The 13182-nt window shown below is 75.9% G+C and carries 12 protein-coding genes and 2 rRNA genes; 3 read left to right on the forward strand and 11 right to left on the reverse strand.

The window, feature by feature from the left end:
- Positions 1-14 precede the first annotated feature (14 nt).
- A complete protein-coding gene (locus QSK52_RS35935; RefSeq protein ID WP_285740467.1) occupies positions 15-710 on the reverse strand; it encodes a YczE/YyaS/YitT family protein in 696 nt (231 codons plus the stop codon).
- A 113-nt stretch (positions 711-823) separates the two neighbouring features.
- Between QSK52_RS35935 and QSK52_RS35940 the strand changes: the two genes are divergently transcribed.
- A complete protein-coding gene (locus QSK52_RS35940) occupies positions 824-2299 on the forward strand; it encodes a PLP-dependent aminotransferase family protein (protein WP_285740468.1) in 1476 nt (491 codons plus the stop codon).
- A gap of 56 nt (positions 2300-2355) precedes the next feature.
- Here QSK52_RS35940 and QSK52_RS35945 read toward each other — a convergent pair whose 3' ends face one another.
- The 4 genes from QSK52_RS35945 to QSK52_RS35960 all read right to left on the reverse strand — a co-directional run bounded on the left by QSK52_RS35945 (position 2356) and on the right by QSK52_RS35960 (position 5924).
- Positions 2356-3255 (reverse strand): NAD kinase, encoded by a 900-nt coding sequence (locus QSK52_RS35945; protein ID WP_285740469.1) that lies wholly within the window; start codon positions 3253-3255, stop codon positions 2356-2358.
- A gap of 91 nt (positions 3256-3346) precedes the next feature.
- Entirely contained in the window at positions 3347-4153 is an 807-nt protein-coding gene (locus tag QSK52_RS35950) for a TlyA family RNA methyltransferase (protein WP_285740470.1), read from the reverse strand.
- A 36-nt stretch (positions 4154-4189) separates the two neighbouring features.
- Positions 4190-4348, reverse strand: a complete 159-nt coding sequence (locus QSK52_RS35955) for a hypothetical protein (RefSeq protein WP_285740471.1) — start codon at positions 4346-4348, stop codon at positions 4190-4192.
- Positions 4341-5924: a hypothetical protein gene (locus QSK52_RS35960; protein WP_285740472.1), complete on the reverse strand. Its 1584-nt coding sequence runs from the start codon at positions 5922-5924 to the stop codon at positions 4341-4343. The genes QSK52_RS35955 and QSK52_RS35960 overlap by 8 nt, the downstream gene beginning before the upstream one ends.
- Positions 5925-6067: 143 nt before the next feature.
- Here QSK52_RS35960 and QSK52_RS35965 point away from each other — a divergent pair, with 143 nt between their 5' ends.
- Positions 6068-6415 carry an alkyl sulfatase C-terminal domain-containing protein gene (locus QSK52_RS35965; protein WP_285740473.1) on the forward strand — a complete coding sequence of 116 codons (348 nt, stop codon included), beginning with the start codon at positions 6068-6070 and terminating at the stop codon, positions 6413-6415.
- A 31-nt stretch (positions 6416-6446) separates the two neighbouring features.
- On the opposite strand, the gene QSK52_RS35970 is transcribed toward QSK52_RS35965, so the two are convergent.
- From QSK52_RS35970 to QSK52_RS35980, 3 genes are all read right to left on the reverse strand, one after another.
- A complete protein-coding gene (locus QSK52_RS35970) occupies positions 6447-7052 on the reverse strand; it encodes a hypothetical protein (protein WP_285740474.1) in 606 nt (201 codons plus the stop codon).
- 88 nt (positions 7053-7140) lie between these two features.
- Positions 7141-8184 carry an HAD-IIA family hydrolase gene (locus QSK52_RS35975; RefSeq protein WP_285740475.1) on the reverse strand — a complete coding sequence of 348 codons (1044 nt, stop codon included), beginning with the start codon at positions 8182-8184 and terminating at the stop codon, positions 7141-7143.
- Positions 8185-8262: 78 nt separating this feature from the next.
- Positions 8263-8775, reverse strand: coding sequence for a tetratricopeptide repeat protein (locus tag QSK52_RS35980; RefSeq protein WP_285740476.1), 513 nt, complete (start codon positions 8773-8775; stop codon positions 8263-8265).
- Between the two features lie 104 nt (positions 8776-8879).
- Between QSK52_RS35980 and QSK52_RS35985 the strand changes: the two genes are divergently transcribed.
- Entirely contained in the window at positions 8880-10235 is a 1356-nt protein-coding gene (locus tag QSK52_RS35985; RefSeq protein ID WP_285740477.1) for a DUF1015 domain-containing protein, read from the forward strand.
- Positions 10236-10303: 68 nt separating this feature from the next.
- Here the strand turns inward: QSK52_RS35985 and QSK52_RS35990 are convergent, their stop codons facing one another.
- From QSK52_RS35990 to QSK52_RS36000, 3 genes are all read right to left on the reverse strand, one after another.
- Entirely contained in the window at positions 10304-11179 is an 876-nt protein-coding gene (locus QSK52_RS35990; protein WP_435053456.1) for a tetratricopeptide repeat protein, read from the reverse strand.
- Between the two features lie 1608 nt (positions 11180-12787).
- Positions 12788-12904, reverse strand: a 5S ribosomal RNA gene (gene rrf / locus QSK52_RS35995).
- Positions 12905-13012: 108 nt separating this feature from the next.
- Positions 13013-13182 (reverse strand): 23S ribosomal RNA (locus QSK52_RS36000); the annotation flags it as partial.

Below are 13182 nucleotides of genomic sequence, written 5' to 3' on the forward strand. Positions count from 1 at the left end.
GACCGCCCCCGGTTTCACACCTGAGTGGCGGCCCCGCCCCCGGTTCCGGGCCGGTGCCGGGCCGTCCCGCCGGGCACCGTCAGCCGCGGCAGGAGGAACTGCACCAGCGGGCCGATGGCCAGCGCGTACGCGACCGTCCCGAGGCCGAAGGTGCCGCCGAGGGCGATGCCCGCGGTCAGGACGGTCAACTCGATGCAGGTGCGGATCAGCCGCACGGAACGGCCGGTGCGCCGGTGCAGGCCGGTCATCAGGCCGTCGCGGGGGCCGGGGCCGAGCCGGGCGCCGATGTACAGGCCGGTGGCGAGGGCGTTGAGCAGGATCCCGGCGGCCAGCAGCGGGACGCGGACGGCGAGGGCGTGCAGGTGCGGGACGACGGAGAGGGTGGCGTCCATGGCGACGCCGAGGACGAGCACGTTGCCGACCGTGCCGACGCCGGGCCTCTGCCGCAGCGGGATCCACAGCAGCAGCACCAGCGCGCCCACCAGCGTCACCCAGGCGCCGACGCTGAGGTGGAGGTGCCGGGCCAGGCCCTGGTGGAGGACGTCCCACGGGTTGCCGCCGAGCGAGGAGCGCAGCACCAGGCCCATCGAGACCCCGTACAGCACCAGGCCGACGGCGAGCTGGGAGAGGCGGCGGGGCAGGCGGCGGGGCGCGTCGGCGGCGGGGGCCGTGCGGGTCGGGAGCGGGGACGGGGACAGGCTGACCGCCATCGGGTGGACCTCTTCTCGTGTGGTGCTTGCCGTTCTCCGGCACTGCACGCCACTATGGGCAGTCCAAAACGCGGCCCGAAAGGGCCAATCCGAACCAGGTGGACCGATTCGCGATGTCCGAGTGGCACAGCACCCTCACCCCGCACGCCCTCGCCCGCCAGCTGCCCGCCGCCGACGGCCGCCGCCCCGCCTACCGCGCCCTGGCCGCCCAGGTCTCCCGGCTGGTCGCCGACGGCCGCCTCCCGGTCGGCACCCGGCTGCCCGCCGAACGCGAACTCGCCGCCGAGCTCCACCTCTCCCGCACCACCGTCGCCGCCGCGTACGAGGCCCTGCGCGCCGACGGCTACCTGCGCTCGCGGCGCGGCGCGGGCTCCTGGACGGCCCTGCCCGAGGGCACCGCGCCGCCCGCCGACGCGCTGCACCCCGTCTCCCCCGAGCAGGGCGCCGTCCTCGACCTCGGCCTGGCCGCGCCCACCGCCCCCGCCCAGCTCGCCGAGGCCGCCGCGCACGCCGTCGCCCAGCTTCCCGCGTACACCGGCGGGCACGGCAACTACCCGACCGGGCTGCCGGTGCTGCGCGAGGCCGTCGCCCGCCGCTACACCGAGCGCGGCCTGCCCACCAACCCGGAGCAGGTGCTGGTCACCACCGGCGCGATGAGCGCCCTGCACCTGGCCCACCAGGCGCTGCTGTCGCGCGGCGACCGGGTCGCCGTCGAGGCCCCCAGCTACGCCAACACGCTGCGCGCCCTGGACCGGGCCGGGGCCCGCCTGGTGCCCGTCCCGCTGCACGACGGCGACGGGGGCGGGCCCGCCGGGTGGGACCTCGCCCAGTGGCAGCGGGTGCTGCGCGGCGCCGCGCCCCGGCTGGCCTCCGTCATCCCCGACTTCCAGAACCCCACCGGCGCGCTCGTCGACGAGGAGCAGCGCCGCGCCCTGCTCGCCCACGCCCGGGCCGCGGGCACCACCGTGATCGCCGACGAGACCTGCGCCGAACTCGGCTGGGGCGTCGCGGAACGCGACCTGCCCCGGCCGCTGGCCGCGCTCGACCGGGACGCCCAGGTGATCACCGTCGGCTCGGCCGGCAAGATCCTCTGGCCCGGCCTGCGGATCGGCTGGCTGCGCGCCCAGCCCTCGCTGGTGCGGAAGCTGGCCGCCGACCGGGCGCTGTACGACCTCGGCACGCCCGTCCTCGACCAGCTGATCGCGGCCCGGCTGCTGACCGACCACCTGCCCGCGATCCGGGCCGAACGGCACGCGGCGCTGCGGGCCACCGCCGAGGCGTTCGCCCGCGAGGTGCCCCGGCACTTCCCCGGCTGGCGGTTCACCCCGCCGCCCGGCGGCCTCGCGCTGTGGGCCGCCACCCCCGGCCTGCCCACCACCGCGCTGGCCCGGGCCGGGGAGCGCACCGGCGTCCGGATCGCCTCCGGCGCCCGCTTCGGCGTCGACGGCGCCTTCGAGGAGCACCTGCGGCTGCCGCTCACCCTGCCCGCCGCGCACGTCCCCGACGCGCTGCGGCGGATCGCCGGGGCCGCCGCCCTGGCCCGCACCGAACGCCTCTCCGGCGACGACCCGGCCCCCGCCGCGCTCTGACCGGCCGCGCCGCGCTCCGACCGGCCCCCGCCGCGCTCCGAGCGGCCGCTACCGCGTCAGTGCGCCGAGCGGCCGCGCCAACCCGTCACCGGCAGCGCGAACTTGGCGACCAGCCGGTCCGTGAACGGCGCCCGGTGCAGCCGGGCCAGCCGCACCGGGGTCTTGCCGCGGCGCACCTCCACCCGCGCCCCGGCCGGGAGTTCGACCGAGCGGCGGCCGTCGCACCACAGCACCCCGTGCGGGGTCTTCGGCTGCACCTCCACCGCCAGCACCGAGTCCGGCGAGGTCACCAGCGGGCGGGCGAACAGCGCGTGCGCGCTGATCGGCACCATCAGCAGCGCCTCCACCTCCGGCCACACCACCGGCCCGCCCCCGGAGAACGCGTACGCCGTGGAGCCCGTCGGCGTGGACAGCACCACCCCGTCACAGCCGAAGTTCGACACCGGACGGCCGTCCACCTCGGTGACCACCTCCAGCATCCGCTCCCGGGCCGCCTTCTCCACCGAGGCCTCGTTCAGCGCCCAGTCCTCGTGCAGCACGTCACCGTTGGTGCGCACCAGCACGTCGATGGTCATCCGCTCCTCGACCTCGTAGTCGGCGGCCACCACCCGGTCGACCACCGTCGCCAGGTCGTCGCGCTCCGCCTCGGCGAGGAAACCCACCCGGCCCAGGTTGATCCCGAGCATCGGCAGCCCCGACTCGCGGGCCAGCTCCGCACCGCGCAGCAGCGTGCCGTCCCCGCCCGCGACCAGGATCAGCTCGCAACCGTCCGCCGCGCCGTGCCCGCCGGGCACCAGCTCCACCCCGTCCGGCAGGTCCAGGCCCACCGCCTCGGCCTCCAGCAGCCGGATCCGGATCCCCGCCCGCAGCAGGCCGTCCACCAGGCCCTCGACGCTGCGCAGCGCCGCGTCCCGGCCGGTGTGCGCGATCAGGAAGACCGTTCGACGATCGCTCATTCCCCGCTGCCCTCTCCCTACGCCCGCCGGGCCACCGCGACCCGGCCACGACCTGCCAGTCTGCGCAACGCCCGGACGCCTGCCAAGTACCCTACTGGGGCCCCTCGGCCACGGCCCGGTCCGCCGCCGCCGGATCCAGCGGTTCCGCATCCCGGCGCAGCCACAGGAAGTACTCCACGTTCCCCGACGGCCCCGGCAGCGGCGACGCCGCCACCGCCCGCACCCCCAGGCCCACCGCCAGGGCCTGCCCCGCGACCTGCCGGATCGTCTCCGCCCGCAGCTCCGGCGAGCGCACCACCCCGCCCGAACCCAGCCGCTCCTTGCCGATCTCGAACTGCGGCTTCACCATCAGCACCAGGTCCGCGTCCGGCGCCGCGCAGCCCGCCAGCGCGGGCAGCACCAGGCCCAGCGAGATGAACGACAGGTCGCCCACCACCAGGTCGACCGGCTCCCCGCCGATCAGCTCCGGCGTCAACTCCCGCACGTTGGTGCGGTCCATCACCGTCACCCGCTCGTCGCTCTGCAACGACCAGGCCAACTGCCCGTAGCCGACGTCCACCGCCAGCACGTGCGCCGCCCCCGCCCGCAGCAGCACGTCGGTGAACCCGCCGGTCGACGCGCCCGCGTCCAGCGCCCGGCGGCCCGCCACCACCAGGCCCTGCGGCACGAACGCCGCGAACGCGCCCGCCAGCTTGTGCCCGCCGCGCGACACGTAGTCCGGGTCCGCGTCGTCCTTGGCGACCACCACCGCCGCCGCGGTCTCCACCTGCGTCGCGGGCTTCGTCGCCACCGCCCCGCCCACCGTCACCCGGCCCGCCGCGATCAACTCGCTCGCGTGCTCCCGCGAACGGGCCAGCTTGCGGCGCACCAGCTCCGCGTCCAGACGGCGTCGTGCCACTGCCACTGCTACGTCAGCTCCCACATCGGACGGACCTCACCCGCGGTCCAGCGCCGCGAGCGTCGCGGCGAGCCGCGCATGGACATCTTCGTACACCTCGGCGCACCGCTCCGCCCCTACCCCGTCCGCCTCCCCCAGCCGGTCCAGCGCCCCGTCCACCTCGGCCACGCCCGTACGGACGACCCCCTCACTCACCGCCACCACCCGCCCCGGGCTCCACGCCGCCCTCCGCGGACGCGGCAGCGCGCTCGGCCACCGCCCGCGGCGAGGGCGCAGCCGACCCGGCCGCGGACCCGCGCGGCGCCGAACGCTTCGCCGCCGCCTTCTTCGCCGCCGCCTTCTTCGCAGGCAGCGGTGCACTCGGAGACACCCCGGCCGGAACCGACGGCTGCGCGACGGACTCCCCGGCCGCCTTCTTCACCGCCGCCTTCTTCGCCACCGCCCGCGGCGAGGGCGCAGCCGACCCGGCCGCGGACTTGCGGGACGCCGAACGCTTCGCCGCCGACTTCTTCGCGGGCAGCGGCGCACTCGGGAGCGCCTCGGCCGGAACCGACGACTGCGCGACGGACTCCCCCGCAGCCGCCTTCTTCGCCGCCGACTTCTTCGCCGCCGTCTTCTTCGCGGGCAGCGGCGCACTCGGAGACGTCTCGCCCGGAACCGACGGCCGAGCAGCCGACGCCTCCCCAGCCGCCTTCTCCGCCACCACCCGCGGCGAGGGCGCAGCCGACCCGGCTACGGACCCACGGGACGCCGAACGCTTCGCCGGGGCCTTCTTCGCCGCCGACTTCTTCGCGGGCAGCGGCGCACTCGGGAACGCCTCGGCCGAAACCGTCGACTGCGCGACGGACTCCCCCGCAGCCGCCTTCTTCGCCGCCGACTTCTTCGCCGCCGTCTTCTTCGCGGGCAGCGGCGCACTCGGAGACGCCTCGGCCGGAACCGACGGCCGAGCAGCCGACGCCTCCCCAGCCGCCTTCTCCGCCACCACCCGCGGCGAGGGCGCAGCCGACCCGGCCGCGGGCTTGCGCGGCACCGAGCGCTTCGCCGTCGCCTGCTTGGCCGCCGCGCCCTTGCGGGCGGCCGCCTTGCGGGCCGGGGCCCGTCGCGGGCCCGCGGGCGCGCCGTCCGCCGAGCCCTCGCCGCCCACCGCCGGGGCCTGTCGCGCCGCGGCCTTCTGCACGTCCGACGCCGAACCGGCCGCCTGCTTGCGGGCGGCCGTCCTGCGGGCCGTCGCCGCCTTCCGCTCCGCGGCCGCCGAGGCGCCCTCCGGCTGCAGGAGGCTCTCCGGCTCCACCAGGCCCTCCGCCAGGCCCTCCACCGGGCCCTCCTCCGGGGCGTCCGGTTCCGCGTCCCAGCCCGCGTCGAACAGGCCCTGGGCCCGGGCCGCCGGGCGCACCACGGGGCGCTCCTCCGGCTCCTCCTCGGGCTTCCCGGTCTCCCCGGTCTCCCCGGCGGTGGTCGGCTCCTCGACCTCCCGGAGCTTGGACTCCAGGAAGCTCAGGACGACGCCGACCTTCACCACCTGGTCGCCGACCTTCTCGAAGACCCGCTCCACCTCGCCCCGGGCCACCCCGGCCACCAGGTCGACCCCGGCCCGTCCGGCCGTCACCACCTCCCCGGCGAGGACGCGCAACTGCTCGACGCCGGGCGGCAGTTCACCACCCTGCTGGATCAGCCCCCCGGCCGTGTCCAGCACCCGGCGGCCAGCCTCCTCGGCGATCTCCGCCGCCGCCACCAGTACGCCCCGCACACCCCGCACCGCGTCCTGCAGCATCCGTCTGCCTCCTCTGCGGCCGGCTCTCCGACCGGCCGTCCGCACGGCTTCCCGCACCGACGCTACCCGTTCCCGGCCGTCGCCGTACGGTGCTGCGCTAGCGTGGAGCGCCGAACGACCACCGACGGGAGCAAGCCGCACACATGGCCACCACCGAGGAGTGCCGCACCGCGCTGGAACAGCTCAGCCGCAACCTGGCGGCCGCGGGCGGCGACATCCGCAAGGCGGCCGCCCTCGACCGCTCCCTCAGCTGCCACCTCACCGACCTCGACCTGACCTTCACCGGCCGCCTCGCCGACGGGCAGCTCACCGGCATCACCGACGCCCCCGGCCCGCCCGCCGCCAAGGCCGACATCAGGCTCACCACCACCGGCGACGACCTGGTCGCCCTGGTCGACGGCCGGCTCTCCTTCCCCACCGCCTGGGCCACCGGCCGCCTCAAGCTCGACGCGAGCTTCCGCGACCTGCTGCGCCTGCGCACCCTGCTCTGAACCCCCGGCCCGGCCGGACGGGAACGGCAGGTCAGCAGGCCTGCCGCTCCAGTCCCGGGGCGGACGCCGGGCCCGACCACTCCAGCGGCTCCACGCTCTGCGCCGTGCCGTCGTCCCGGAGCACCCGCGGCGTCATCGGGCCCACCGGCAGGGACTCGCCCATCAGGACGTAGGTGCGGCGGACGCCGCCCGCCACCTGGTCGGCGCCCAGGTCGAACAGCGTCTCCGGCTGCGCGCCGCAGGAGGCGCCCGCCACCCGCTCCCCGTCCACGTCGAGCACCAGCAGCCAGCGCCGCTCGTACAGCGCGCTGGAGGTGATCCGGACCAGCGGCCCGGACACCGGCGGGTCGGCAGCCGCGTGCAGGCAGAGGAACGCCCCCTGATGGAGCGCGCCCAGGCAGCGCCGACCGTCCGACAGCGTCCAGGCGAAGAGCCGGGCGCCGCCCAGCAGACCGGCCTGGTGCACCGAATCCGGCAGCACCGGCTCGCCCACCAGTTCCTCCGACATCAGCCGCACGGCGTCGTCCACCGAGAGCGACGCCTCCCCGGAGGCCGAGTCGGACGCCGGACTCGGCCCGGACGTGCACCCCGCCAGCGCCGACACCAGCAGCACCGCGCAGCCGACCGCTGCCGCCACGCCTCCCCGTCCGCGCACCGTCCCACCCCCGGAGGACGACTCGAGCCGCCCCGGGGCCTACCCGCTCCGGCCCGCCGTCCACCGGCCGTCAGCCCGCCGCGGGCAGAGCCGCCAGCGCCTTCGCCGAGTCCGCGGCGGCGTCGTGCGCGTCCGCCCACGTCCAGGCCGCCGCGCACAGCGCCCGCAGCGCGTCGATCCGGGTGCCCGCGCCGTCCAGCGCCAGCACGCCGCCGTCCGCGGCCGCCGTCCAGCCGCCGCAGCCGAACCGGCCGCCGCCCAACGCCGCCACCTCGGGCTGCGCCTCCAGCAGGCCCCGCAGGTCCTCCGCCAGGTACGTCGGACGGTGCTCGGGCGCGGCGGCCAGCACCTGCTCGGGCGTGGCGATGCCGGTGAACACCAGCAGCGAGTCCACCCCGCCGTTGAACGCGCCCTCGATGTCGGTGTCCAACCGGTCCCCGACCACCAGCGGACGCTTCGCGCCCGTCCGCAGCACCGTCTCCCGGTGCATCGGCGGCAGCGGCTTGCCCGCCACCTCCGGCACCACGCCGGTCGCCGCCTGCACCGCCGCCACCAGCGTCCCGTTGCCCGGCGCGACGCCGCGCGCCGTCGGGATCGACAGGTCGGTGTTCGACGCCACCCACGGCAGCCCCCGGCCCACCGCGTACGCGGCCTCCGCCAGGTCCGTCCAGCCCACCGACGGGTCGTAGCCCTGCGCCACCGCCGCCGGGTCGTCCTCCAGCGAACGCACCGGCACCAGCCCGCGCTCCTCCAGCGCCTCCACCAGCCCCGCCCCGCCGACCACCAGCACCCGCGACCCGGCCGGCACCTTCTCCGCCACCAGCCGCGCCGCCGCCTGCGCCGAGTTGATCACGTCCGCGGGCTCGGCCGGCACGCCCAGCTCCGTCAGGTGCCCGGCCACCACCCGCGGCGGCCGCGACGCGTTGTTCGTGACGTACGCCAGCCGCATCCCGGCCGCCCGCGCCCGCTCCAGCGACTCCACCGCGTGGACGATCGCGTGCGGCCCGGCGTACACCACCCCGTCCAGGTCCAGCAGCGCCGTGTCGTACGCCTCCGTCAGCGCCACCGCACTGGCCCCCGGCACCTTCCGCACCGCCGCGGCGTTCTCCGTCATCGCTGCTCCACCCTCGCTCACCTCGAAGTACCGAAGTCCCCGGCCCGGGTCACCCCGCACCGCACGGACACCGCCACCCTATGGCGCCGCCGGGTCCTCCGGGGGCGCCAGGTACCCGGGCGCCCCCGGCAGCAGCGGGCCGTACGCCCCCGCCCGGGCCGCCAGCGTCGCCCTGGTCTGCCGCAGCGCCGCCTGGTAGTGCCGGTTGCCCGGCTGCATCGCCACCGCCAGCGCCAGGTGCTCCGCCGAGGTCTCGAAGTCGCCCAGCCGGGCCGCCGACACCCCCCACCCGAACTGCGCGTAGTCGTCCGACGGGTCGGCCTCCGCCACCGCCCGGAAGCTCTCCAGCGCCTGCCCGTACTGCCCCGCGTCGAACTGCGCCCGCGCCAGCGCCTCCCGGATCGAGCCCGACCCCGGCTCCGCCTCCGCCGCCCGCGCCAGCAGCTGCACCGCGGCCGCCGGGTGCTTCTCCTCCAGCAGCCGCACCCCGCGCCGGTACCAGTCGTACACCCCGCCGCCCGGCACCCCGCCGTTCCCGCCGCCGTTCCCGCCCCCGTCCGCGCTGCCACCCTCGTACGCCCGGTCGCCCATCGCCGCTACCCCGCTTCCCTGCTCGCCCCGCCCGGCGCCCCTGGCCCGGCCGTCCGTCCTCATCGCGATCTCCCAACAAGGACTACCCGGCTAACATGCCCAGAATGAGCGCCCCTCGTGCCGAAACCGGCAACGAGCCCTCGGGCGGCCCCGGAGACCCCGGGCACGTCGCCACCGCAGGGCTCTCCCTGTCCCCGTTCCGCGGCCTGCGCTACGACCCGCACCGGGTCGGCGACCTGGCCGCGGTCACCTCCCCGCCGTACGACGTGGTCGACCCCGGACGGCGCCTGGACCTGGAGACCGCGGACCCGCACAACATCGTCCGGCTGATCCTGCCCCGCCCCGAACCCGAGGACGCCAGCGACCGCCCCGACCGCGACACCCGCTACCGGCACGCCGCCCGCCTGCTCCGCGACTGGCGCCAGCAGGGCGTCCTGGCCGCCGACCCGCGCCCCGCCCTGTACGTCTACGAGCAGCGCACCCCCTCCGGCACCCTCCAGCGCGGCCTGATCGGCGCCCTCGCCGTCAGCGGCCCCGAAGCGGGCGTCGTCCTCCCGCACGAGGACGTCATGCCCAAGCCCGTCGCCGACCGGGTCGGCCTGATGCGCACCACCCGGGCCAACCTCGAACCGCTGCTGCTCACCTACCGCGGCCACGGCCGCGCCGCCGAGGTCATCGAACGCGCCGCCGCCACCGACCCGCTGCTCGCCACCACCACCAGCGACGGCACCCACCACCGCCTGTGGGCCCTCACCGACCCCGCCGACCTGAGCGCCGTCACCCGCGACCTCGCCACCTGCCGCGCCCTGATCGCCGACGGCCACCACCGCTGGGAGATGTACCTGCGGCTGCAGCGCGAGCACCGCCACCTGCCCCGCAGCCCCTGGGACCGCGGCCTGGTCCTGCTCGTCGACACCGACCGCTACCCGCTGCGGGTCCGCGCCATCCACCGCGTCCTGCAGCGCCTCCCGCTGGACGCCGCGCTCACCGCCCTCGACCCCGCCGCCTGGCAGGTCGCCGAACTGCCCGGCACCCTCCCCGACGCCCTGCACGCCCTCGCCGAGGCCCACCACGCGCCCGGCAACTCCTTCGTCCTCACCGCCGGGGACGGCCGCTTCCACCTCCTCACCGGCCCCGACGAGGCCACCCTCGCCGCCGCCGTCCGCCGCGACCGCCCCGAGGAGTGGCGCCGCCTGGACGCCACCGTCCTGCACTCCGTCCTGCTCGACCGCACCTGGCACGTCCCCGACAGCCCCGAGCACATCGGCTACCTGCACTCCGCCGAGGCCGCCGTCCGCGAAGCCGCCCGCACCGGCGGCACCGCCGTCCTGCTCCACCCCGTCGAGGAACGCGTCGTGCGCCGCCTCGCCGAACAGGGCGTCACCATGCCCCGCAAGTCCACCTCCTTCGGCCCGAAACCGGCCACCGGACTGGTCCTGCGCTCCCTCGAACTCGGCTGAGCCACCCGCCCGGCCCACGGGAAAGGCCCCCGCTCCTACCCGGAACGGGGGCCTTCACCGCTTGCTCGTCAGCCCTGCTTCGGCTGCTCCTCGAACGAGTCCTCGTCGTAGTCCTCGTCGATCTCGAGGTCGTCCTCGTCGTAGAACTCCTCGACGTCCTCCTCGTCCTCGAAGATCATCCGGTCGTCGCCGACGTCGTCCTTGTCGATCTGACGGCGCACCGGCTCCACGGCCTCCGCGCCCTCGTCCCCGTCCTCGGACTCCTCGTCGAGCGCGTCGGTGAACTCCACGCCGTCGATCTCCGCCAGCCGCTCGGCCGCGTTGGTCGACCCGTCCGTGTCCGCCTCCACGGCCTTCACGAACCACTCCCGGGCCTCGTCCGCCCGACCCGCCGCGATCAGCGCGTCCGCGTACGCGTACCGCAGCCGCGCCGTCCACGGGTGGATCGCCGAGGACGCCAGCTCCGGGCTCTGCAGCGTCACCACGGCCGCGTCGAACTGCTCCAGGTCCGCCCGGGCACCGGCCGCGACCAGCCGCATCTCGACCTGGCCGGCCTTGTCCAGCTGCTTCACCTCGGGCTCACCGGCCATCGCCAGCGCCCGCTCCGGCCGGCCCAGACCGCGCTCGCAGTCCGCCATCACCGGCCACAGGTCGACCCGCCCGGTCATCCGCTTCGCCGCCCGGAACTCGGTCAGCGCCTCGGAGTACCGCTGCGTCATGTACGAGGCGAACCCGGCCGCCTCGCGCACGCTCGCCACCCGCGAGGCCAGCCGCAGCGCGACCCGCGAGTAGTTGTAGGCCTCCTCCGGCTCGCTGTCGAGCAGCCGCGCCACCATCACCAGGTTGCGCGCCACGTCGTCCGCCAGCGTCTTCGGCAGGCTCTTCAGGTCCTGCCTGACGTCCGCGTCGATCTCGAACCCGGTCACGTCGTCCGGGATCGGCAGCCGCTTCACCGGCTCCTGCCGCCGCTCGTCGTACCCACCGCGGTCCCGGTCGTACCCGCCGCCGCGCGGCCGGTCGTCCCGCCCGCCGCGGAAGCCGCCCCGGTCGCCGCGGTCGTCCCGCCCGCCCCGGTAACCACCGCGGTCGTCACGGCGCTCGAAGCCACCACCGCGCTGCGGACGGTCGTCACGGCGCTCGTACCCGCCGCTGCGCTGCGGGCGCTCGTCGCGACCGCGGTAGCCGCCGCCCTGGGGGCGGTCGTCGCGGCGCTCGAAGCCACCACTGCGCTGCGGGCGCTCGTCGCGGTCGCGGCCGTACGACGGACGGTCCTCACGCGGACGGAACCCACCGCGGTCCCCGCCCTGCGGGCGCTCGTCACGGCCCCGGTAGCCACCGCCCTGGGGGCGGTCGTCGCGGCGCTCGAAGCCACCACTGCGCTGCGGACGGTCGTCGAACGAACGCTCCTCAAGCGGACGGTAGCCGCCACCCTGGGGACGGTCGTCACGGCGCTCGTACCCGCCACTGCGCTGCGGGCGCTCGTCACGACCCCGGTAGCCACCACCCTGGGGGCGGTCGTCGCGGCGCTCGAAGCCACCACTGCGCTGCGGGCGCTCGTCACGACCCCGGTAGCCACCACCCTGGGGGCGGTCGTCGCGGCGCTCGAAGCCACCACTGCGCTGCGGGCGCTCGTCGCGGTCGCGGCCGTACGACGGACGGTCCTCACGCGGACGGAACCCACCGCGGTCCCCGCCCTGCGGACGCTCGTCACGGCCCCGGTAGCCACCGCCCTGGGGGCGGTCGTCGCGGCGCTCGAAGCCACCACTGCGCTGCGGACGGTCGTCGAACGAACGCTCCTCACGCGGACGGTAGCCGCCACCCTGGGGACGGTCGTCACGACGCTCGTACCCGCCGCTGCGCTGCGGGCGCTCGTCACGACCCCGGTACCCACCACCCTGCGGACGGTCGTCACGACGGAAGCCGCCACGGTCCCCGCGGTCCCCGCCCTGCGGACGGTCGTCACGCGAGCGGTACCCGCCCCCGCCGCCACCGCCGTACGACGGGCGGTCGTCACGCGACCGGTAGCCGCCACCACCCTGCGGGCGGTCGTCACGGCCCCGGTAACCACCGCCACCGCCACCGCCGTACGACGGACGGTCGTCACGGGAGCGGAAGCCCCCGCGGTCACCACCGCGGTCACCGCGGTCGTCACGACCCCGGTAGCCGCCGCCTTCGCCACGGTCGTCACGACGCGGGCCGCGGTCGTTCGACCAGCCCCCGCGCGACCTGGGCTCGTACCCCCGGCCGCCGTCGTTACGGCGCTCGGGACGGTCCTGGGGCGGGTTCGACATGCTGGTGACTCCTTCTGCTTCTGCACACTGCGAGTTCGAGGGCGCCACTGCCGTTCCACCGACACCAGCGCGCGAGATCCGGACGCCTCCGCCCCCACCGGGGTCCGGAACGTCCGCCTTGTCCATTGTCCGGCATGCGACAGAACACCGCGTCCGGGTGTCCGACCGCGCCGTCCGCCGGCCGTAGCGTGTCCGCCTGATGCCCAACAAAAAAGGCCGAGGCCCCAGCGAATCGCTGGGGCCTCGGCCTATTGAAGAATTGTTCGGCGGCGTCCTACTCTCCCACAGGGTCCCCCCTGCAGTACCATCGGCGCTGTGAGGCTTAGCTTCCGGGTTCGGAATGTAACCGGGCGTTTCCCTCACGCTATGACCACCGAAACCCTATCGGGTATTCAGCGAACACACTTTTCAGTTGAAAGTGGTGTTACTTGTTCGCCGGCGATAGCTGTTCGCTACCCGGGAACCACACAGTGAACGCGAGCGTCTGAGGACAAGCCCTCGGCCTATTAGTACCGGTCAACTCCACCCTTCACAGGGCTTCCATATCCGGCCTATCAACCCAGTCGTCTACTGGGAGCCTTACCCTCTCAAGGAGGTGGGAGTGCTCATCTCGAAGCAGGCTTCCCGCTTAGATGCTTTCAGCGGTTATCCCTCCC

Source organism: Kitasatospora phosalacinea (assembly GCF_030268885.1).
Taxonomy (GTDB): domain Bacteria; phylum Actinomycetota; class Actinomycetes; order Streptomycetales; family Streptomycetaceae; genus Kitasatospora; species Kitasatospora phosalacinea_C.

Bases quoted from the DNA above. Each gene is read 5' to 3' on its own strand.
- QSK52_RS35960 (WP_285740472.1), bottom strand. From the start codon at position 5,924: ATGCTGCAGGACGCGGTGCGGGGTGTGCGGGGCGTACTGGTGGCGGCG.
- QSK52_RS35980 (WP_285740476.1), bottom strand. From the start codon at position 8,775: ATGGGCGACCGGGCGTACGAGGGTGGCAGCGCGGACGGGGGCGGGAAC.
- QSK52_RS35945 (WP_285740469.1), bottom strand. From the start codon at position 3,255: ATGAGCGATCGTCGAACGGTCTTCCTGATCGCGCACACCGGCCGGGAC.
- QSK52_RS35975 (WP_285740475.1), bottom strand. From the start codon at position 8,184: ATGACGGAGAACGCCGCGGCGGTGCGGAAGGTGCCGGGGGCCAGTGCG.
- QSK52_RS35985 (WP_285740477.1), top strand. From the start codon at position 8,880: ATGAGCGCCCCTCGTGCCGAAACCGGCAACGAGCCCTCGGGCGGCCCC.
- QSK52_RS35940 (WP_285740468.1), top strand. From the start codon at position 824: ATGTCCGAGTGGCACAGCACCCTCACCCCGCACGCCCTCGCCCGCCAG.
- QSK52_RS35935 (WP_285740467.1), bottom strand. From the start codon at position 710: ATGGCGGTCAGCCTGTCCCCGTCCCCGCTCCCGACCCGCACGGCCCCC.
- QSK52_RS35965 (WP_285740473.1), top strand. From the start codon at position 6,068: ATGGCCACCACCGAGGAGTGCCGCACCGCGCTGGAACAGCTCAGCCGC.